General features: G+C 56.9%; 18 protein-coding genes and 1 pseudogene. 9 read left to right on the top strand and 10 right to left on the bottom strand.

Going from position 1 to position 18,517, the window contains the following annotated elements:
- Positions 1-62: 62 nt before the first annotated feature.
- Entirely contained in the window at positions 63-731 is a 669-nt protein-coding gene (locus E5Q11_RS08145) for a glutathione S-transferase family protein (protein ID WP_135802906.1), read from the bottom strand.
- A 716-nt stretch (positions 732-1,447) separates the two neighbouring features.
- On the opposite strand from E5Q11_RS08145, the pseudogene E5Q11_RS18190 reads away from it, so the two are divergent.
- Positions 1,448-1,558, top strand: a pseudogene (locus E5Q11_RS18190) (hypothetical protein); the annotation flags it as partial.
- A 172-nt stretch (positions 1,559-1,730) separates the two neighbouring features.
- On the opposite strand, the gene nirK reads toward E5Q11_RS18190, so the two are convergent.
- A complete protein-coding gene (gene nirK, locus E5Q11_RS08135; protein WP_135802904.1) occupies positions 1,731-3,116 on the bottom strand; it encodes a copper-containing nitrite reductase in 1,386 nt (461 codons plus the stop codon).
- A 213-nt stretch (positions 3,117-3,329) separates the two neighbouring features.
- On the opposite strand from nirK, the gene E5Q11_RS08130 reads away from it, so the two are divergent.
- From E5Q11_RS08130 to E5Q11_RS08120, 3 genes are all read left to right on the top strand, one after another.
- Entirely contained in the window at positions 3,330-3,509 is a 180-nt protein-coding gene (locus E5Q11_RS08130; RefSeq protein WP_135802903.1) for a hypothetical protein, read from the top strand.
- 87 nt (positions 3,510-3,596) lie between these two features.
- Positions 3,597-4,295, top strand: a complete 699-nt coding sequence (locus tag E5Q11_RS08125; protein ID WP_135802902.1) for a VWA domain-containing protein — start codon at positions 3,597-3,599, stop codon at positions 4,293-4,295.
- A gap of 18 nt (positions 4,296-4,313) precedes the next feature.
- The gene (locus E5Q11_RS08120) at positions 4,314-5,036 is read left to right on the top strand and encodes a DnaJ domain-containing protein (RefSeq protein ID WP_135802901.1); all 723 of its coding nucleotides are present in this window, start codon (positions 4,314-4,316) and stop codon (positions 5,034-5,036) included.
- A 14-nt stretch (positions 5,037-5,050) separates the two neighbouring features.
- Here the strand turns inward: E5Q11_RS08120 and E5Q11_RS18110 are convergent, their stop codons facing one another.
- The 4 genes from E5Q11_RS18110 to E5Q11_RS08100 form a co-directional block, all read right to left on the bottom strand.
- Positions 5,051-5,944 (bottom strand): patatin-like phospholipase family protein, encoded by an 894-nt coding sequence (locus E5Q11_RS18110; protein ID WP_135802900.1) that lies wholly within the window; start codon positions 5,942-5,944, stop codon positions 5,051-5,053.
- A gap of 19 nt (positions 5,945-5,963) precedes the next feature.
- A complete protein-coding gene (locus tag E5Q11_RS08110; RefSeq protein ID WP_135802899.1) occupies positions 5,964-6,197 on the bottom strand; it encodes a hypothetical protein in 234 nt (77 codons plus the stop codon).
- Positions 6,198-6,221: 24 nt separating this feature from the next.
- Entirely contained in the window at positions 6,222-6,365 is a 144-nt protein-coding gene (locus tag E5Q11_RS08105) for a DUF3096 domain-containing protein (RefSeq protein ID WP_135802898.1), read from the bottom strand.
- Positions 6,366-6,492: 127 nt separating this feature from the next.
- Complete coding sequence (locus E5Q11_RS08100; RefSeq protein ID WP_135802897.1) at positions 6,493-7,776, bottom strand: NAD(P)/FAD-dependent oxidoreductase; 1,284 nt, start codon at positions 7,774-7,776, stop codon at positions 6,493-6,495.
- 157 nt (positions 7,777-7,933) lie between these two features.
- On the opposite strand from E5Q11_RS08100, the gene E5Q11_RS08095 reads away from it, so the two are divergent.
- Entirely contained in the window at positions 7,934-9,451 is a 1,518-nt protein-coding gene (locus tag E5Q11_RS08095; RefSeq protein ID WP_135802896.1) for an aldehyde dehydrogenase, read from the top strand.
- Between the two features lie 55 nt (positions 9,452-9,506).
- Here E5Q11_RS08095 and E5Q11_RS08090 read toward each other — a convergent pair whose 3' ends face one another.
- The 3 genes from E5Q11_RS08090 to E5Q11_RS08080 form a co-directional block, all read right to left on the bottom strand.
- Positions 9,507-10,871 carry a glutamine synthetase family protein gene (locus tag E5Q11_RS08090; RefSeq protein WP_135802895.1) on the bottom strand — a complete coding sequence of 455 codons (1,365 nt, stop codon included), beginning with the start codon at positions 10,869-10,871 and terminating at the stop codon, positions 9,507-9,509.
- Between the two features lie 189 nt (positions 10,872-11,060).
- Positions 11,061-12,041, bottom strand: coding sequence for a hypothetical protein (locus E5Q11_RS08085; protein WP_135802894.1), 981 nt, complete (start codon positions 12,039-12,041; stop codon positions 11,061-11,063).
- Positions 12,042-12,183: 142 nt separating this feature from the next.
- Positions 12,184-13,440 carry a hypothetical protein gene (locus tag E5Q11_RS08080; protein ID WP_228260629.1) on the bottom strand — a complete coding sequence of 419 codons (1,257 nt, stop codon included), beginning with the start codon at positions 13,438-13,440 and terminating at the stop codon, positions 12,184-12,186.
- Between the two features lie 590 nt (positions 13,441-14,030).
- Between E5Q11_RS08080 and E5Q11_RS08075 the strand changes: the two genes are divergently transcribed.
- The 4 genes from E5Q11_RS08075 to E5Q11_RS08060 are packed head-to-tail and all read left to right on the top strand — an operon-like array spanning position 14,031 to position 18,004.
- Entirely contained in the window at positions 14,031-15,137 is a 1,107-nt protein-coding gene (locus tag E5Q11_RS08075; RefSeq protein WP_135802892.1) for a polyamine ABC transporter substrate-binding protein, read from the top strand.
- A gap of 3 nt (positions 15,138-15,140) precedes the next feature.
- On the top strand, positions 15,141-16,259 hold the full coding sequence (gene potA / locus E5Q11_RS08070) for a polyamine ABC transporter ATP-binding protein (protein WP_135802891.1): 1,119 nt from the start codon (positions 15,141-15,143) through the stop codon (positions 16,257-16,259).
- Between the two features lie 4 nt (positions 16,260-16,263).
- The gene (locus tag E5Q11_RS08065) at positions 16,264-17,193 is read left to right on the top strand and encodes an ABC transporter permease subunit (RefSeq protein ID WP_135802890.1); all 930 of its coding nucleotides are present in this window, start codon (positions 16,264-16,266) and stop codon (positions 17,191-17,193) included.
- On the top strand, positions 17,186-18,004 hold the full coding sequence (locus E5Q11_RS08060; protein WP_135802889.1) for an ABC transporter permease subunit: 819 nt from the start codon (positions 17,186-17,188) through the stop codon (positions 18,002-18,004). The genes E5Q11_RS08065 and E5Q11_RS08060 overlap by 8 nt, the downstream gene beginning before the upstream one ends.
- 55 nt (positions 18,005-18,059) lie before the next feature.
- On the opposite strand, the gene E5Q11_RS08055 is transcribed toward E5Q11_RS08060, so the two are convergent.
- Entirely contained in the window at positions 18,060-18,362 is a 303-nt protein-coding gene (locus tag E5Q11_RS08055) for a 2OG-Fe(II) oxygenase (RefSeq protein ID WP_135802888.1), read from the bottom strand.
- Positions 18,363-18,517: the final 155 nt, after the last annotated feature.

Below are 18,517 nucleotides of genomic sequence, written 5' to 3'. Positions count from 1 at the left end.
CTTCCTCCTTCAGATTGGTTAAAATTTGACAGTTAGCGCAATCGCGCTTCGAAAGCACCTCGTCAGGCAAAATCGTAGTCTCCCCCTTTTTTGAGCGCCTCCTGGTAGGCCGCTCGGGCGTGTACGTTCTTCACCCAGGCGTTGATGGCGGGCCGGTTATTGCCAACGATGCCCCGGGCCACGGATGCTTCCAGCGGGAAGCTCATCTGGATATCCGCGGCGCTGAGATTTTCCCCCAGAAACCAGGTGTTTTTCGCCAGGTGGGCTTCCACGAAATCCAGGTGTGTGTTGATCATAGGGCCGATGAAGATTTCATTGGTTTTGTCTGAAATGCCTTTCGCCACAGGTTTGATGAAAAACGGCATCGGGCTGGTTTTGACTTTTTCAAACACCAGGCGCATCACCAGCGGCGGCATCAATGAGCCTTCGGCATAGTGCAGCCAGTATGTGTAATCCAGCCAGGCCTGGCCGCCGGTTTCAGGCAGCATGCTATCCTTGCCGTAGGTATGAGCCAGGTATTCAATTATGGCGCCAGATTCTGCCACCACCAGATCGCCGTCGGTGATCACCGGTGATTTGCCCAGAGGGTGCACCTTCTTGAGGCTGGCCGGCGCCAGCATGGTTTCTGAATCGCGCTCGTAGCGCTGGATTTCGTAGGGCACGCCGAGCTCCTCCAGCATCCACAGGATGCGTTGTGAGCGGGAATTATTGAGGTGGTGAACGGTTATCATTCGGGCGCTCCGTTGGTATTGGAAAGGTAAGTTGTTAAGCAGTGTAGTCCTCAAAGGGCTTTTTGGTTCACCAGAAATACATCTGCGGTCAGGAAAGGATGCCAGGCTATTTCTTATAAGGCGGTATTGATATATCTTGAATGCGCTAATTGCGGTAACAAGAAAAAGTCCTATGCAACGCAAGCAGTTCCGGCTTATCACCGCAGTGTTGGTTGTTCTCGCCGGGTGGTGGCATACGCCCATTCATGCAGAGTTACGGCCCTTTACATCCCAGCCGGCCAATGCGGTGGATCTGCAACAGAGCGGAAACCTTCACATGGCCCGCAGCAGGACCTTTCCGGATACCTATCAGCAGATTCCCGCCTGGATAGCAGACCAGGAGCCGGCTAATGCCGTTGCCCTGACCGGTGGCGAGTACTGGCTGTTCAGCGAGGTGCGCCATGATGCGGACGTCACAAGCTGGGTGCTGAACCCCCATAATTCCCTGATCAACCGTATCGAGGCCCGGGTATACAGTGAAGACGGGCAGGTGCAGACTTTAAAGATGGGCTATCAGCATGATTCGGAATACATGCTGCATTACGGCAAGCGCCTTGAATTGGAGCCTGACACCACTTATCGGGTGCTGATGCATTTTTCCAGCCCCTACTTTTCATCACACCCTGAATTCGACCTGATGCCGGAAACGGACTATCGCCGGCAGGTCGCGATTGAGAATGCCCAGCTGCTTTCTTGCGGTTGGTTATGCTCACTCCCTGGCGACGGTGGTCATCACCATCTGGCTGGCTCTGGCGTTGATCAGTGGCACTCTGGCCTGGCGCCGGGGCTACCGGCCGGCCCGCTACTTCGTGTTCGCTTTTGTCGCGCTGATTATTCCGGGTGCGCTGATTCTGCCCGCCAAGGAACGGGAGCCTGAGCTTCACGAAGCCATCAGTGGTATAGAAACCCCGGCCAGCGCCGGGGTCAATTTACTTACATCTGGTAGGTTGGCATCCGGAGTCAGTGCCCGGCGCTCTGGTCTGCGCTCTCTGAGCTTTCAAAGATCGCCGGGTCGGCTTCGCCGTTCACCTGCAGGATACCCACCAGGCCCTTTTCTGCCCGTGACAGCGCGTGGTCTACCAGGATGTACCTGCCTGGATAGTCCGTTACAAACTCAACCATTGTTGCACCGCCAGGAGGCACCAGCGTGGTCTGGACATCCGTGAGTGGAGGGCTGGTCAGGGACGCCTGATCGTAGACCCTGTCAAAGATCTCGCCGATTACGTGGAAGCTGGATACCAGGTTGGGTCCACCAACGCCGAAGAAAATGCGGACATTGTCGCCGGTTTCAGATTCCATTTTGTGGATACCGGTGAGGGCATCCATGGCACCGTTGAACATCATGTGCTCGGGGCGCTCGTCGAGCATCTTGTCGAGCGAGAACTCCTGCAGGCCGGAGGAGCCGTGACGTTGTGCGGTGTAGAGCTCGCCCTGCATCACATAGAATTCACGATCGACTTCGGACAGCCCGCCTTCAGGTTCCACCAGAATCATGCCGTACATACCGTTGGTGATGTGCTGGGCCACCATTGGCGTGGCACAGTGGTAAACGTACAGGCCCGGGCTCAGCGGCTTGAAGCTGAAGCTTTTGGATTGGCCGGGCGCTGCCTGGGTGACCGCTGCACCGCCACCCGGGCCGGTGACCGCATGAAAGTCGACGGAGTGAATGTTGGAGCTTTCGTCGGCGTTTTTCATATTCACTGTCACCGTATCGCCAACCCGCACCCGGATCATCGGCCCAGGGATGGTGTTATTGAAGGTCCAGAACTTGTAGCTGCTGCCATCACTCAGCCGACCGACTACTTCGGTAGTTTCAAGGTCAACGGTGACATTCTTGGGTCCCCGCTTGCCGACCGGTTCACCGACGTCATGAGGGTCTTTGGAAAGGTCTTTGTCGGTACCGCCCGCCTGCTGCTGCGGGTCGCCGACGATCAGTTTGCCGACCATGCCCGCGGCCTTGTGTCCGGGCAGTGTGCAAAGGTACTCGAAGGTCCCTTCCTTATTGGCGCGGAACACGATGGACGTGGCCGCACCTTTGCCGGAAATCTGGTCGGACTGGGCATCGAACTCGGGTATGGCCAGGTCATGAAGCGCGCCATCGCCATTGACGACGTTGATCTGAACCACAGCGCCCTCAGCTACTTTAAGGTCAGGATTTACCTGACCTTTGGTGGGGCCGGCTTCACTGATATAGACCAGCTTGCCGTCTGCGATGTCGGTTCGCAGAGTAAAGGTGACATCCGGTATGTAGGTGACTTCGGAATTGCTTTGCGGGTGTTCTGCGTAGGCCGGCATGCCGAGGCCGACCATGGCGGATAAAGCGGCTAGCATCATAAAAGCTTTCATGGCATTTCTCCCTGCTTCAATGACCCGCTGTGAGCGAGTCCATGATTAGTTTTAACATGTAAATAAAATAAATGTAATAAGTGAGGAGTAGGTAATTTCCGGAAAAGCGGAACTGATGTGTTTTGGGGTGGTCTTCCGGTTTATCGGTGTCTGTTATGGTGAAAAATCTGCCTTGAGGGACGACTAGTTATAATTTCAGAGGAGAAGCCGGCCATGGGCACTTTGCTGACGATACTCGCGGTTCTGTTTCTGGGTTTGATCGTAATTATTCCACTGGTTGAAAAATATGCCCCCAAGGGCGAGTCCCGGGACTACAGCAAAATCACGCGGTGGATTTTCCCGCTGCTGGCGCTGGCTCTTGTTCTGCAGATGCTTCGCCATTTCTTTATGTGAAGGTAAGGGCCGAACCTGTGAATCCCGCTGCGATTGCCCTAGGCTTAGAGAGATTCATTGGCTGGAACGGGCGGTTCCCAGAAGCTTATGCCTGACAAAAAACTACGCACCAGATCCGATAAACAGTCGATTGACCGTTTCATTAACGAGGTTCGCACCCTTCCCAACCGGGGTGGCAGCGGGCAGGGCAGGCTGATTTTTGCCCTGGACGCCACCGGTAGCCGGGAGCCAACCTGGGACCAGGCGTGTCACCTGCAGAGCGAGCTGTTTGTGGCGACCCGGGACCTGGGTGGCCTCGCAATTCAGCTTTGTTACTACCGGGGGTATGGTGAATTCAAGGCGACACAGTTCGTGTCCGAGACCGGGCAACTATTGAATCTGATGAACGGCGTTTCCTGCCTCGGCGGTCGCACCCAGATCAGCCGGGTGCTGGCCCACGCCTTAAAAGAAACCCGCACAAAAACCGTCAAGGCCGTAGTGTTTATCGGCGATTGCTGCGAAGAGCCGGTGGACGAGCTATGCCATACCGCCGGCGAACTGGGCATGCTGCGAACCCCGGTGTTCATGTTCCATGAAGGTGCGGATGCCCATGCCAGGGCGGTGTTCCAGCAGATCAGCAAGCTTTCCGGCGGCGCTTATGCCCCGTTTGATCGCAACAGCCCGCAGGCACTCAAGGATCTTCTGGCCGCCGTTGCGGTCTATGCTTCAGGGGGCGCCAAGGCCCTGCAGGACTTTTCCAGCCGCAGCTCTGCTGAGGTAAAACGTCTGACCCAACAGATCAGGTAGTCAACCGGGAGTCTACGAGTGCCATTGACCTTATTGGTTGTTTTTCTGTCGGTTGTGGCCTGGGTCTGGCTGCGGAATCAGCCGCCGGGCCAGCGCAAGCCGGCCATCATCAAGCTGGCCGTTGCCTCCGGTATCGCAATTGTGGTGGTGATGGCGCTCACCGGCCGGCTGCACTTTCTCTTTGGTTTGTTGGCGTTTCTTCTGCCCTTCCTGCGGCGGATGCTGCCTTCTCTGTTGATGGGGCAGATGGGTGGTGTCGGCGGGGCCAAAGCGAAACCGGGAAACCAGTCCCATGTGTCCAGCGATATCCTTGATATGACTCTGGATCATGATTCCGGAACCATGAGTGGCCAGATCCTTAAGGGGCCTATGGCCGGGCGTGCGCTGGCGGATCTGGGCGAGGACGAGTTTCTTGATCTGTTGCAATACTGTCGGGCGCAGGACGAGGATTCCGCCAGGTTACTGGAAAGCTACCTGGACCGCCGGTTCGGCGATTCCTGGCGCGCCGATGACGATGGCGGCGAGGGCGCCGAGTATGGGCCTTCTGGTGGCAGTAGTTCCGCGGGTGGCCCGCTGACGGAAAGCGAGGCCCGGGACATTCTGGGCGTAGAGCCCGGCGCCAGCCGGGACGAGATCATTCAGGCCCATCGCCGGATGATGCAGAAAATGCACCCCGACCGGGGTGGCAGCAACTATCTGGCTGCCCGGATTAATGAAGCCAAAGAGTGCCTGCTGGGCTGACAAGCAGACAGAGTTTAGCTCCGGTCGCGGATTGTGAGGGCCTGTTGTTTCAGGTCCTTGATGAGCTCCGGCACTTTGAGTGGCAGCAGTGCCCTCGCCGTTTTCAGTAAGTGAATCACCAGATTCATGCGCTTGTACCACAGCACCCGCTGGATCTTTTTCTTCATCGGGCGATAGCCTTCCTGGAACAGCTCATCGATACAATCAGCGTTGTTGGTGAGACTGTATCGGCTAAGGTTCAGCGGTACCGCAATATCCGCTTTTTTCAGCTGTTTGCGGGTGTTGAAGTCAATGCCGATATTGATGGCGTTGCTGATGACATCAAAGGTGTCTTCAGGCTTCGGGTAACGGGTGACGTGGCTCAGGTCGATGGCAATGGTGATGCCTGCACCCATGCTTGCCAGGGGTGAGATTGGTACGTTCTCGACCAGTCCGCCATCGACCAGAATGCGACCGTTCACTTCTACCGGAACAAACAGCCCGGGCACTGCCATCGAGGCACAAACCGCGTCGGCCAGGTTTCCTTCCCGGAAGACCAGCTGTTCGCCGGTTTCGATATCCGTGGCGCAGATAGCGAGCGGGATATTGGCGTTTTCAATTCGCACGTCCCCCAGATCACGATGGATCATGCTGCGGATGTTATCGGTACTGAACAGGCCGCCGCGCTCGAAGGTGAAGTTAATAATCTTGGACAGGTTCAACGTTGAGCAGATCGAAAGTATGGATTCTGCCGGGCGACCAAAGGCGTGATAACTGGCAACCAGTGCACCCACGCTGGTTCCGGCAATGCAGTGGATATCGATCTGCTCTTCCTCGAACGCTTTCAGCGCGCCAATGTGAGCGATGCCCTTGGCAGCACCGCCGCCCAGAGCGAGGCCAATTCGGGTATTAAAGGGGTTGAGTTTCATCGTCGAATTCCTGTTTCAGTCACCGCCCATCTCCTTTGACCCCCAGCCGATCAAGATACAGGTGAAGTTCCGCTTCGCTCATGTCCACGTATTCCAGAACACGCCCGTAAAGCATAACCGTGGGGACGTTGCGGTCCTGCAGTTCCTTCTGGGTTTGTTGCAGCACATACAGAACGATTCGTTCGGTGCGGGTCAGGCCATCCCGGACATCTGGGATGGCTTCCAGTATGGCCTGCCATTCTTCGGGGCGCATCAGCGATGTTCGACGGGTGGCTGGTTAGAACGAGTGTCCAAGAAGCCCGAGCACCCCCAGGGCGATCAGATATCCGGCAACGATGTAGTTGAGCAGTTTGGGGAATACCAGAATACCGATGCCGGCACCAAGGCTGATGAGGGGGGCGAGTTCAAGATGCAGGGTCATGAGAGGCTTTCCTATGGTTTTGCTTTGTCGAATTAATGTCGGATAGTTCCGGGTAACTTAGCATGTACCGACAATCTTCTGAAATCTTGTCCTCCCGTTACCTTCTATCACCTTCTATCACCTTCTATCACAACCCCAGCCGATCCCGCATTGCGTAATACCAGGCGCCAATGGCCGTTAATGGCACCCTGAACGCCCGCCCGCCCGGGAAGGGGTAATGAGGCAAGCTGGCGAAGGCGTCGAAGCGTTCAGCCTGGCCCTGAATCGCCAGTGCCAGAGCCTTGCCGGCAACGTGGGTGAAGGTGACACCGTGGCCAGAGCAGCCCTGGGAATAGAATACGTTGTCCTGCAGGCGGCCCAGTTGCGGCAGCCGTGACAGAGTGAGCAGAAAGTTGCCGGTCCAGGCGTAATCCACTTTTATCCCGGTCAGTTCGGGGAACGTTTTGGTCATTTTGGGGCGAATCAGCCGTTCGACGTTGGCGGGGTCGCGGGCACCGTAGACCACGCCGCCGCCATAGATAAGGCGTTTGTCGCCAGACAGGCGGAAATAATCCAGCAGGTAGTTGCAGTCTTCCACGCAGTTGTCTTCGGGTAACAGGCGCTGGGCCGTGGCCTCATCAAGGGGCTCGGTAGCGATGATCTGCGAGCCACAGGGCATGGATTTGGCGCCCAGTTCCGGCACCAGGCCGCCCAGGTAGGCATTGCCGGCCAGCACCACGAACTGTGCTTTGACTTCGCCATCGCGGGTTTTTACCGTTGCCGGCTGGCCGGGAACAAGCTGCGTGACTTCTGAATGCTCGTGAATGACACCGCCCAGGCTCTCCAGTGCGGCCGCTTCACCCAGGGCAAGGTTCAGGGGGTGGATATGCCCGCCGGTGTGATCAATGGCGCCGCCCACGTAGCGATCGGTACCGACCCGGGCCCGGATGGCTTCCTGGTTCAGCAATTCTAGCTGGCTGTAACCAAACCGCTGCCATAGTGCCTGCTGGTTTTCCAGGTGTCTGAGCTGGCGCGGGTTGAGGGCGGCGAAGATGCCACCTTCTTTCAGGTCACACTGAATGGCGTAATCCCGAACCCGCTGGCGGATGATCTGGCTGCCTTCGAAGGCCATGTCTGCCAGCAGGCGCAGGTGATCGGGTGTGGTCTGGCGCTCAATGCTGTCCAGGTCCCGGCTGAAGCTGTTGACGATCTGGCCGCCATTTCTGCCGGACGCGCCCCAACCAACGGTTGCTGCCTCCAGCACCACAACACGGTAACCGGCTTCGGCCAGGAACAGGGCGGTGGATAGACCGGTGTATCCGCCACCCACCACACACACATCGGCCTCAAACTGGCCTTTAAGGGCAGGGCGCGGCGGTGCCGGATTGGCACAGGCGGCGTAATAGGAGGGAACCGGAGAATGCTGTGTCATGGTGTGTCGCCAAAGGGAATGAGCGCCAGTCTATGTCAGGGTTCGGAAATGGGGAAGACACGTTCTTCTACCTATATCGGAAGCCAGGATTGCGGGTAAAAGTACTGCTATTATCGGCTGGCAACCACGCCTGCGCCCCATGCTAAAGAGAGTCCCGATGAACGCTACCAGCTCTTCTACCACACCCACAGACCAGGCCGGATGGCAGGCTTTGGCAGACCAACTGACTTTTGAGGGGCGCGCCTATGTAAATGGCCGTTACCAGTGGGCAAGTAGCGCCGAAACCTTTGCCTGCCTGAGTCCGGTTGACGGCTGTGAGCTGGCCAGGGTTGCCAGTTGCGACAATGCTGATGCGGAGCTGGCTGTCGTGGCTGCCAGAAAGGCCTTCGAAAGTGGTGTATGGAGTCAACTGGCACCGGCTGAACGCAAAGCTGTCCTGATCCGTTTTGCTGCGCTGATTGACCAGCATGGCGATGAGCTGGCGCTCCTGGAAACCCTGGATATGGGCAAGCCCATTGGCCATGCACGCACGGTGGACGTGCCAGCAACGGTGCGGGCAATCCGCTGGACCGCCGAGGCCGTTGATAAGGTGTATGGTGAACTGGCGGCCACGCCCCACAATCAGATTGGCATGATTTCCCGTGAGCCGATGGGTGTCGTGGCGGCCATTGTGCCCTGGAACTTCCCGATGATCATGGCCTCCTGGAAGATTGCGCCGGCATTGGCCACGGGCAATTCGGTGATCCTCAAGCCTTCCGAGAAATCCCCGCTAACCGCCATTCGTCTGGCCGCTCTGGCAGCCGAAGCCGGTATTCCAGAGGGTGTTTTTAACGTGCTGCCCGGCTATGGCCACACGGTGGGCAAGGCTCTGGCGCTGCACATGGACGTGGACTGCCTGGTATTCACCGGCTCCACCAATGTAGCCAAGCAACTGATGATCTACGCGGGTCAATCCAACATGAAACGGGTGTGGCTGGAGGCCGGTGGCAAAAGCCCCAACATTGTCTTTGCCGATGCGCCGGACCTGAAAAAAGCGGCCGCAGAAGCGGCGACTGCCATTGCCTTTAACCAGGGTGAGGTCTGTACCGCTGGTAGTCGGCTACTAGTGGAAGAGAGCATTCGCGCCGAATTTGTGGGGATGATCTGCGAGGCCCTGCAAACCTGGCACCCGGGCCACCCGCTAGACCCGGCGACCACCTGTGGCGCTATTGTCGACCAGGCCCAGCTTGACCGGATTATTGAGTACATCCGGGTAGGTCAGGCTGAAGGGGCAACCCTTGTAGAAGGCGGCATGCGGATGATGGAAGACACTGGGGGGCTGTTTGTTCAGCCTGCCGTGTTTAATGAGGTGACCAATGACATGCGGATCGCATCGGAGGAAATCTTCGGGCCGGTGCTGTCGGTTATCGGTTTCACCACCGCAGAGGAGGCGATTGCCATTGCCAATGATTCCATCTACGGTCTGGCAGCAGCGGTGTGGACCTCAAACATCAACACCGCTCACAAAGTGGCCAGGGCACTAAGGGCAGGCAGTGTGTGGATCAATCACTACGACGGTGGTGACATGACCGCGCCCTTCGGCGGCTTCAAGCAGTCTGGCAATGGCAGGGATAAATCCCTGCATGCGTTCGACAAGTACACCGAACTCAAGGCCACCTGGCTGGTACTGGAATAAGTTCAATAATGTAAAACGGCGCCCTATCGGCGCCGTTCTGGTATTCGTAAGCCGGCTAAACGGTGTGCAGATACCACAGGTATTCCAGATCCGAGATGGTCATCTCGAATTCATTCAGTTCGTGCTCCTTGCAGGCTACGAACACGTCCATGAAGTCCCGGCCGAGATAATCTTCCATCACCGCTGATTGGCCAAGTTCCCGCAGGGCATCCCGCAAATTGTTCACCAGGCTGGCTTCGTGCTGTTCATGGGCGTTGCCCACGGTAACCGGTGGCGGCTCGATCCTGTTGGAAATACCGTAGTGAATACCCGCCAGTACTGCTGCCATCAACAGGTAAGGGTTGGCATCCGCACCCGCTACCCGATGTTCAATGCGCAGTGCCTCTGGGTCGCCACCCGGCAGCCGCAATGAGGCGGTGCGGTTGTCCACGCCCCAGGTCGCCGCGCTGGGTACGTAATACTCCGGGCTGAACCGCCGGTAGGAATTGATATTGGGGCAGAACAGCGCCATGGCATCGTTCATGGTGGCGACCAACCCGCCAACTGCCCAGCGCAGCATGTCGTTGGGTTCCTCGGCATCACCGGCGAACACATTCCGGCCCTGTTCATCCACCAGGCTGACATGCAGATGCATGCCGCTGCCTGCCTGGTTGTGGTAGGGCTTGGCCATAAAGGTGGTGTCCATCTCATGGTCATAGGCCATGTTCTTGATCAGGCGCTTGAGCAGGGTGGCGTGGTCGCAGGCGCGCACGGCGTCTTCCACATAGTGCAGGTTCACCTCGAACTGGCCCGGGGCGGATTCCGCTACCAAGGCGTCTGCCGGCAACTCCTGCTCACGGGCCGCATCCAGGACATCTGCCAGGAATTCGGCGTACTCGTCCAGATCGTCAATCGAATAGGCCTGGGTGCCCGCCGGACGTTTGCCGGAAATGGGCGATTTCGGCGGTTGCGGGCGGCCAGCCAGATTTTCCTGGTCAATCAGGTAGAACTCCAGCTCATAGGCGGCGACCGGCGTCAGGCCCAACTCATCGAAACGCTTGACGATGTTCTGCAGCACCACGCGTGGGTCCGCGAAAAACGGTGTTTCCCGGTCCAGTTCGAACATCGTCAGAAGAAGTTGGGCGGTAGGCCGCTTTTGCCAGGGTTCCATGGTCAGGGTCGCGTCGATAGGCAGGCACACGCGGTCGGCCTCGCCAATATCAAGGCCAAGGCCGGTTTCTTCGACGGTCGTGCCCTGGATATTCAGCGCAAAGATGGAGGCCGGCATGGCGACGCCGCGCTCAAACACCTTGGCTAGCGCAGACGGATCTACCCGCTTGCCGCGAACAATGCCGTTCATATCCGGAATCAGCAGGTCAATAAACTGCAACTCGGGGTGCGCCTGAAGAAACGCGTCAATGCTCGCAAAACCAGAACCCATAGGAAAAGCCTTACACCACTCGAACCGACCTGTGGCGAGGGGCCGACACAGGGAATTTTAAGGTTACGTTATCCTGCTTTCCGGGGCGTATTGCAATATAGGCATATACCGCAGCGGTACGCGCCGGCATCTGCATTTCCGGCTTTCCGCCCAGAGCAAACAGGTCTGCTTGCCCAAATCTGGTTAAGGTCAATGCACCAGTGCATGATAGTCTGACCTGTATCGCGCGAAACTCAGATACTGTCCCCGGTGGTCAACCAGGTCAAGGGCATCGAACGCTGCCACGAAGGCCCGTGATTCACCCGTGCTGATCACACCCTGATATTCACCTTTCCAGTCCATGAACTGGACCAGATCCAGCAACAGGGTCATGGCCAGTGAACCATTGGCTTTTTCCAGGTACTGGTAGGCCAGGCCATAGTGCTGGTAGCGGTAGCTGGCATTACCGGCATCGTGCGCGGTCACGTCCCACAAGGGCTCATAATCGTAATGCTGATAGGCCGCTGCGATTGGCTCACCGGCCACCACAGTGGCCTGGCCTTCGGCGAACCAGAGGGGCAAAAGAGTCTGGTCGGAATGGTATCGGCTCAGATTTTCCTGAACGTAGTGGGCAAGGTCGTGGGTGAAAATCCGGCCTGCGTCGTAGGGCCAGCTGCCGGAATAGGGCGCGATGGCAACAGCGGCGAGGGAAGCGGATGAAAGCTCTGTGGTCGTGACTCTTGAACTCAGGCAGGCAACAAGTCGCTTTGGATAGGGGGCCACTGCACTTCGCTCGTCAATAAAATCGCTCCAGTTCATGCGGAAATGGTTCAGCACGCCGTCGATCCGGTTATCCAGCTCAGTGGCTGCCGCGCGGAAGGTATTTTCGCTGTAGGCGGGGGAGCCGTAGACACGAACCCGCCCGCTGGCGGTCTCGAAATACATTGTCTCGCCGACACAGGCTTTAGATGTGTGGTTCAGGCTCCAGCTCGCCGTTGGGAAGAAGCGCCCGGTATCCCTGGCATCCAGAAAGTAACCATGGTTGTAGTAGCTGTCATCATCTCCGTAGTGAGGGTCGCTGCTTGAGCTGCTGACTTTACAGCCTGCCAGCAGGACAACGATCAGCCCCAGCAGTCCTTTTTTCCACCCGTTTTTACACCTTTCCTGCCAGGCTGTTGAGTTCTGTCCCATGAGTCCTCTCCGCGAGCTTATGTTGCTGTTTATCGTCGCGAAGATCAGGGGGCCTGTCCGTCAAGGGGTGTAAAAACCGGGTAAAGGTCGTTTACCCGGCTCGGTTACACTTTGAATGGGGCCGTTGCCGGAGCAGGTAAGTTCAGATCTGCTTATGGACAACATTCGATAACTGGCTACGGCGGCCATCCATATCCAGAGTGCGAATGGCGAAATACCAGGTGCCTGCTGCGAGTTCATCGATCAGTAATTCGTCGACGTATGCGTCGCCGATGGCAAGGCTCTGATCCAGTGCCTCCGCGCTTGTACCGTAAACCACTTCGAAGCCAGCGATTTCACTCATGGCCAGGCTTTCGCCATTTTCGCGCGTCAGCGGGGCTGTCCAGCTAAGCAGCGCAGCATTGGCAGGAATGGTTGATTCAGGTGTTGTGTCTGTCCCGGAGCCTGTACCGGTATCAGTATCTGCCAGGGTTTCATCGTTGGTGTCGACAGCAGGTTCATCGGTACTGGTGCCAGAATCATCCGTTGTTGGATCGCTATCGGTGGTCCCTGTAGGCGCTTCTGTGTCAGTAACGTTGGTATCGCTGTCGGCATCGCTGTCGGCATAGGTGTCTGCAATCGTTTTGAAATGCTGCACGTTGCGATATTCGACAATCACCAGTTTCTGACTGATAACGCTTGAGCTTACTGTGGCCTGAAGCTCTGAGGCTTGTAGGGCCGCCGCAGAAATAAGATCTGTAAGCGCTATGTTAGTGCCATCACCCATCAGGCTTATCTCGCCGGTCGTGCTGACCTGGGAACTGAGGTTGGCGAGCACCTCAGAGATTGAGTTCCACTGTGCCTGGTCGTTGACCAGCGCGAGGAAGGCGGCATTTGCAATGGCAACCTGAATGGCGTCAGCGGTCACACTGGTCATCTGGTCAAGTTTGGTCAGATCCGGTGGGGAAAGACGCAGGGCGCCGGCCGGCAGGTCAAACCAGTTTTCTACGGTTGCATAGGCGCTTGAAAGTGAATCCGGCGAAAGACCGTTTGCATTGCGTTCTGCCAGAGCCACTGCCAGGTGCGTCAGGGGTGTCAGGTTGACGATCTCGGTGGTCAGATCCCCGGCTCCACGAAGGCTGAAGCTGCTGTCCACGGACATTGGCTGACCAAAAGCAATGGATGAAGCGTCGGCCTGATCGCACTGGGGGGCTACATCGCAGATCATACGGGTAGCGTTATCTGCCTGGAGCTCTACAAGGGCCCAGCCATCAGCCTTGCCGCGAAGCTGCCATTCATAGCTGCCATCTTCTGCTGTTCTTACGGGTTTGGCGGCCTGACGCTGAGGCGTGTAATGGCCGTTCTTGTCGGCTATCAGGCGGTTGGCGACAACGAGGCCTTGCTGGATGACCCCTTTCATGGCTGCGCCGGCAATCTGCGCTGTCGGCTCGCTGGTGTTTTCGGTCCGAGTAGTTGTAGAGCTTTCTGCAAAAGGAATGTCAAGGTCGCAGCCGGAAAGCAGGACCACCATAAAAATAACAAGCAGTCCCTGCCTAGACAAAATATTGCCGCGATATTGCATAGTTCCGCACCATTTTATTGACGAATTCGTGCGAATCATACAGCGGCAGTTTTTGGTTATATGCGGTCTGGTTCCGGATTTTCCGGGCTGGAATCGTCAGGAAATTGGCGTTTACGCATCGATACAGGTTGTGGTGAAAGTGTTACACCGAGAGAGGTTGAACACTTGCCGTTAAGGTACTGTTCTGGTGAAATTTTGCTCAGCCATGGTCGGAGATCTAGCGCACTTGCCGGAGAAACGTCTGTTGCGGGGATTACAAATTAAAACAGTGGGATTGGGGCCGGGTCAGCGAAACCACTTATTCCCGGCGTCAAGATTTATCTAGCGTACCCCGGGTTCTCGTGTTACATATCGCCCGAACTACCTACACAAGAACGCGTGCGTCCTGCACGTTTGTATCCATCCCTTTTCTTTGAGGGACACTACTGATGTTGAAGCCTTTCAAGCCTGCGGCACTCGCTGCCGCTATTGCTGTGTCAATGGGTGCGTCTTCAGCCATGGCGGCGGAAGAAGTGCGTGTTTATAACTGGTCCGACTACATTGCCGAGGACACCCTGGCAAAGTTCACGGAAGAAACCGGTATCAAGGTGATCTACGACGTGTACGACAGTAACGAGATCCTGGAAGCGTCGCTGCTTTCCGGCCGCTCCGGTTACGATCTTGTTGTGCCTTCCAACCACTATGTGGCGAAGCAGATTTCAGCAAAGGCTTTTGAAAAACTGGATCATGACAAGTTGCCCAACATGACCAATCTGAATCCGGACCTGATGGATGATCTGGAGAAAGTGGACCCGGGCAGCCAGTTCGCCATTCCCTATCTGTGGGGCACCAACGGCTACGGCTATAACGAAGGCCGTATTCAGGAAATCCTGGGCGAAAGCGCCCCTACCGACTCCTGGGCACTGGTGTTTGATCCGGAAGTAACCAGCAAGCTGGCCGCTGGTGGTTGTGGCATTGCCATGCTGGATTCCGGCGAGGAAATGGTGCGTGCGGCCATGGCCTATGCCGGGCTGGATCCGAACAGCAATAACGCCGAAGACATTAAGAAGGGCGGTGAAGTGATAAAGGCGGTTCGTCCGAATATCACTTACTTCCATTCGTCCCGCTACATTGGCGACCTGGCTAACGGTGATCTTTGCGTCGCCGCCGGCTATTCCGGCGACATCCTGCAGGCGGCTGCCCGCGCTGAAGAAGCCGGGAACGGCAACGTCATCCGCTACACCATTCCAAAGGAAGGTGCGGTGCTGTGGTTTGACATGATGACCATTCCCGCCGGTGCCCCCAACGTTGAAAACGCCCACAAGCTGATGAACTTCCTGATGCGTCCGGAAATCATCGCGGACGTGACCAACTATGTCTGGTACGCCAACCCCAACAAGCCGGCCAACGAGTTTGTTGATCCGGAAATCCTCAGCGACACCAGCATTTACCCCACCGATGAGGTGATGAAGAAGCTGTACATCATGGAAGGTCGTCCGCAGGACGCCCAGCGCCTGATGACACGCACCTGGACTAACGTGAAGTCTGGTCGTTAAGGGGTGGACAACGGTAACGATACCTCCGCGCAAGCGGAGGTATTACTCAGCATTCAGGGCATCTCCAAGAGTTTTGATGGCACCCTGGCCGTCGACGATGTAAGCCTGGATATCCGTAAGGGTGAGATCTTTGCCCTGCTGGGTGGATCTGGCTCCGGCAAGTCGACCTTGCTGCGCATGCTGGCCGGATTTGAATCGCCCAACGCTGGCAAAGTCATGCTCGATGGCGAAGACATCACTGGATTGCCGCCCTATCTGCGCCCGACCAACATGATGTTCCAGTCCTATGCTCTGTTCCCTCACATGACAGTGGAGCAGAACATCGCCATGGGGCTGAAACAGGACCGGTTGCCCAAAGCGGAGATCCGCGACCGCGTTCAGACCATGCTCAAGCTGGTCAAAATGGAAACCTTTGCCAAACGCAAGCCACACCAGTTGTCCGGTGGTCAGCAGCAGCGCGTTGCCCTGGCCCGTTCTCTGGCCAAGCGTCCCAAGTTGTTGCTGCTGGACGAGCCCATGGGAGCACTGGACAAGAAGCTCCGATCAGAAATGCAACTGGAGCTGGTGGAGATTCTGGAGCAGGTGGGTGCGACCTGCCTGATGGTGACGCACGATCAGGAGGAGGCGATGACCATGGCCAGCCGTATCGCCATCATGTCCCAGGGCCGTATTGCCCAGGTCGGCTCGCCAGTTGATATCTACGAGAGCCCGAACAGCCGGATGACGGCCGAGTTCATCGGTTCGGTGAATATTTTCGAGTCCCGGATTCTGGCGGACGAATCCGACAGCATCACCCTAGAGAGCGCGGCTCTGGATGCGCCTGTGTTTATCGACCGGGGCGTCAGCACCCCGGCGGAAAGCACCGCGACCCTGGTTGCGCTGCGCCCCGAGAAGGTCTACCTCTCAAGCGAAAAACCGGAAGGCGAGACCAACTGGAGCAAGGGCACGGTCGATAACATTGCCTATCTCGGGGACATCAGCTGTTACTACGTAAAGCTGGCCAGTGGTAAGCGCGTGCAGGCCACCATGGCCAATGTTGAGCGCCGTGGCGAACGCCCGACCTGGGGCGACACGGTGTTCGTGTCCTGGGAAGCCTCCAGCCCCATTCTGCTGTGGAGCTGACGCCATGGCTCGCAAACTGATGTCTACGGCACTCAAGGGCCGGATAGGTGCGGTTGTATTCCACCGCCGGGTGGTGTTCGGCATCCCGTTCCTGTGGTTGCTGCTGTTTTTCCTGTTGCCGTTCGCGCTGGTGCTGAAGATCAGTTTCTCTTCCGCCGTGATGGCGATTCCGCCCTACGAGCCGGTGTTCAGTTTTGTCGACAACACCTTCACGGTGATGGTGAATTTCGGCAACTACCTGTTTCTGCTATCCGACAGCCTGTACATCGCCGCTTACTGGGGCTCGGTCAAGATAGCCCTGGTTTCCACCCTGGTGTGCCTGCTGATTGGCTATCCCATGGCCTATGCCATGGCCCGCGCTTCGGCCAGCACACAGATGGTGCTGCTGTTATTGGTGATGCTGCCTTCCTGGACCTCGTTCCTGATTCGCGTCTATGCCTGGATGGGCATCCTTGGCAATCAGGGGCTGTTGAACAACCTGTTGCTGTGGCTTGGGGTGACCGACGAACCGCTGAAGATGCTGAACACCAATTTTGCGGTGATCCTGGGCATTGCCTATGCCTACCTGCCGTTCATGGTGCTGCCGATCTACACCAACCTGGTAAAGCTTGATGTGCGTCTGCTGGAAGCCGCATCTGATCTGGGATGCCGCAGCCTGACTACCTTCTGGGCGATTACGCTGCCACTGTCAAAAGCGGGCATCATTGCCGGTTCCATGCTGGTATTCATTCCGGCGGTGGGTGAATTCGTGATTCCGGAACTGCTGGGCGGGCCGGATACGCTGATGATCGGTAAGGTGCTGTGGGAGGAGTTCTTCAATAACCGTGACTGGCCGGTGGCCTCTTCGCTCGCCATTGTGATGCTGGCGCTACTGCTGATCCCGATTGTGCTGTTCCATCGTTTTCAGGCCAGGGAGCTGGAAAAGAATGGTTAGGTCGCGGCCCGTCAGTTTCTCGAAGGTAATGCTGATACTGGGCCTACTTTTTCTCTACCTCCCCATGGTTGTGTTGATTGTCTACTCGTTCAACGCATCCCGGCTGGTGTCTGTGTGGGCCGGCTTCTCCACCCACTGGTATGGTGAACTGTTCCGGGATCAGCAGATACTGTCAGCGGTATGGATGAGCCTGCAGATTGCTTTTTACTCGGCCAGCATGGCTGTGTGCCTGGGCACCCTGTGTGCGTTCGTGATGACCCGGTTCAAACGCCTGCGCGGGCGCACTCTGCTTTCCAGTATGATCACCGCGCCCCTGGTCATGCCGGAGGTAATCACCGGTCTGTCTTTGCTGCTGTTGTTCGTGCAGATGGCGCAGACCATTGGCTGGCCGGTGGACCGGGGCATGGCAACCGTATGGATTGCCCACACGACTTTCTGCAGTGCCTATGTGGCGGTTGTGGTCAGCGCCCGATTAAAAGAAGTGGACCGTTCAATGGAAGAAGCGGCGATGGATCTGGGCTGCACGCCATGGAAAACGTTTTTCGTGATCACCCTCCCGGTCATCCTGCCGGCCCTGGTTTCAGGGTGGCTACTTGCCTTCACTCTGTCTCTGGATGACCTGGTTATTGCCAGTTTCGTCTCCGGTCCTGGCGCGACGACCTTACCGATGGTGGTGTTTTCATCGGTCCGGATGGGAGTCTCCCCGAAGATCAATGCCCTGGCTACGTTGATTATACTCGCCGTGTCGCTTATTGCTTTTATTGCGTGGTATCTGATGCGACGGAGTGAGGTCAAGCGGAGAGAGAGTTGATTACTGTACCCAAAGCCAGGGTTGTAGGTGCTGAGGGAGAAGCTGGCGATCAGGCTCAGCCGGGGGTTAGCGCGAAACTGAGCAACCAGCGGTTACCACGCTCAATTTTCGACACCCGGTGTTGGTAAAGGTCGGGGCGAAACAGGTAAAGCCGCCCGAAGAGGTTGAAAATGTTTTTCTCGCAGATGAACTTGCCGCCGGCTTTGGGTTTGATCAGCACGTAATTCAGCTTGTACAGCTTGCCCTCAGACACCATGTCGATATGGGGGCCGACTTTATGACCTTCCGGGTAGCGAACCAGATAGATATTCAGGCGTCTGGAGTGGAAAAGAATCCGGGTTTTTACCTTAGCTGGCATGGTTCGCGAGTCGCTTGAGCAAAAGTGCATCATGATTCTGCGCGCCTTATTCCTTCTGGGTCAAGCGAGTGAACCCTGAGCCTACCGGAAGGCTTCTGCCATACTCATTCGGTCGCTTTTCACTTTTGCGTATATGACGATTACCGGAAGCATGC

Origin of the sequence: Marinobacter confluentis, from assembly GCF_004785685.1 — a bacterium.
Lineage (GTDB): Bacteria > Pseudomonadota > Gammaproteobacteria > Pseudomonadales > Oleiphilaceae > Marinobacter > Marinobacter confluentis.
Note: the sequence above shows the minus strand (reverse complement) of the source record. Positions and strands in the feature narration are given on the sequence as shown.

What these genes read in the sequence shown, in the direction of transcription:
- E5Q11_RS08145 (WP_135802906.1), bottom strand. Translation starts at nt 731, where the DNA reads ATGATAACCGTTCACCACCTCAATAATTCCCGCTCACAACGCATCCTG.
- nirK (WP_135802904.1), bottom strand. Translation starts at nt 3,116, where the DNA reads ATGAAAGCTTTTATGATGCTAGCCGCTTTATCCGCCATGGTCGGCCTC.
- E5Q11_RS08130 (WP_135802903.1), top strand. Translation starts at nt 3,330, where the DNA reads ATGGGCACTTTGCTGACGATACTCGCGGTTCTGTTTCTGGGTTTGATC.
- E5Q11_RS08125 (WP_135802902.1), top strand. Translation starts at nt 3,597, where the DNA reads ATGCCTGACAAAAAACTACGCACCAGATCCGATAAACAGTCGATTGAC.
- E5Q11_RS18110 (WP_135802900.1), bottom strand. Translation starts at nt 5,944, where the DNA reads ATGAAACTCAACCCCTTTAATACCCGAATTGGCCTCGCTCTGGGCGGC.
- E5Q11_RS08110 (WP_135802899.1), bottom strand. Translation starts at nt 6,197, where the DNA reads ATGCGCCCCGAAGAATGGCAGGCCATACTGGAAGCCATCCCAGATGTC.
- E5Q11_RS08105 (WP_135802898.1), bottom strand. Translation starts at nt 6,365, where the DNA reads ATGACCCTGCATCTTGAACTCGCCCCCCTCATCAGCCTTGGTGCCGGC.
- E5Q11_RS08100 (WP_135802897.1), bottom strand. Translation starts at nt 7,776, where the DNA reads ATGACACAGCATTCTCCGGTTCCCTCCTATTACGCCGCCTGTGCCAAT.
- E5Q11_RS08095 (WP_135802896.1), top strand. Translation starts at nt 7,934, where the DNA reads ATGAACGCTACCAGCTCTTCTACCACACCCACAGACCAGGCCGGATGG.
- E5Q11_RS08090 (WP_135802895.1), bottom strand. Translation starts at nt 10,871, where the DNA reads ATGGGTTCTGGTTTTGCGAGCATTGACGCGTTTCTTCAGGCGCACCCC.
- E5Q11_RS08085 (WP_135802894.1), bottom strand. Translation starts at nt 12,041, where the DNA reads ATGGGACAGAACTCAACAGCCTGGCAGGAAAGGTGTAAAAACGGGTGG.
- E5Q11_RS08080 (WP_228260629.1), bottom strand. Translation starts at nt 13,440, where the DNA reads ATGAAAGGGGTCATCCAGCAAGGCCTCGTTGTCGCCAACCGCCTGATA.
- E5Q11_RS08075 (WP_135802892.1), top strand. Translation starts at nt 14,031, where the DNA reads ATGTTGAAGCCTTTCAAGCCTGCGGCACTCGCTGCCGCTATTGCTGTG.
- E5Q11_RS08065 (WP_135802890.1), top strand. Translation starts at nt 16,264, where the DNA reads ATGGCTCGCAAACTGATGTCTACGGCACTCAAGGGCCGGATAGGTGCG.
- E5Q11_RS08060 (WP_135802889.1), top strand. Translation starts at nt 17,186, where the DNA reads ATGGTTAGGTCGCGGCCCGTCAGTTTCTCGAAGGTAATGCTGATACTG.
- E5Q11_RS08055 (WP_135802888.1), bottom strand. Translation starts at nt 18,362, where the DNA reads ATGCCAGCTAAGGTAAAAACCCGGATTCTTTTCCACTCCAGACGCCTG.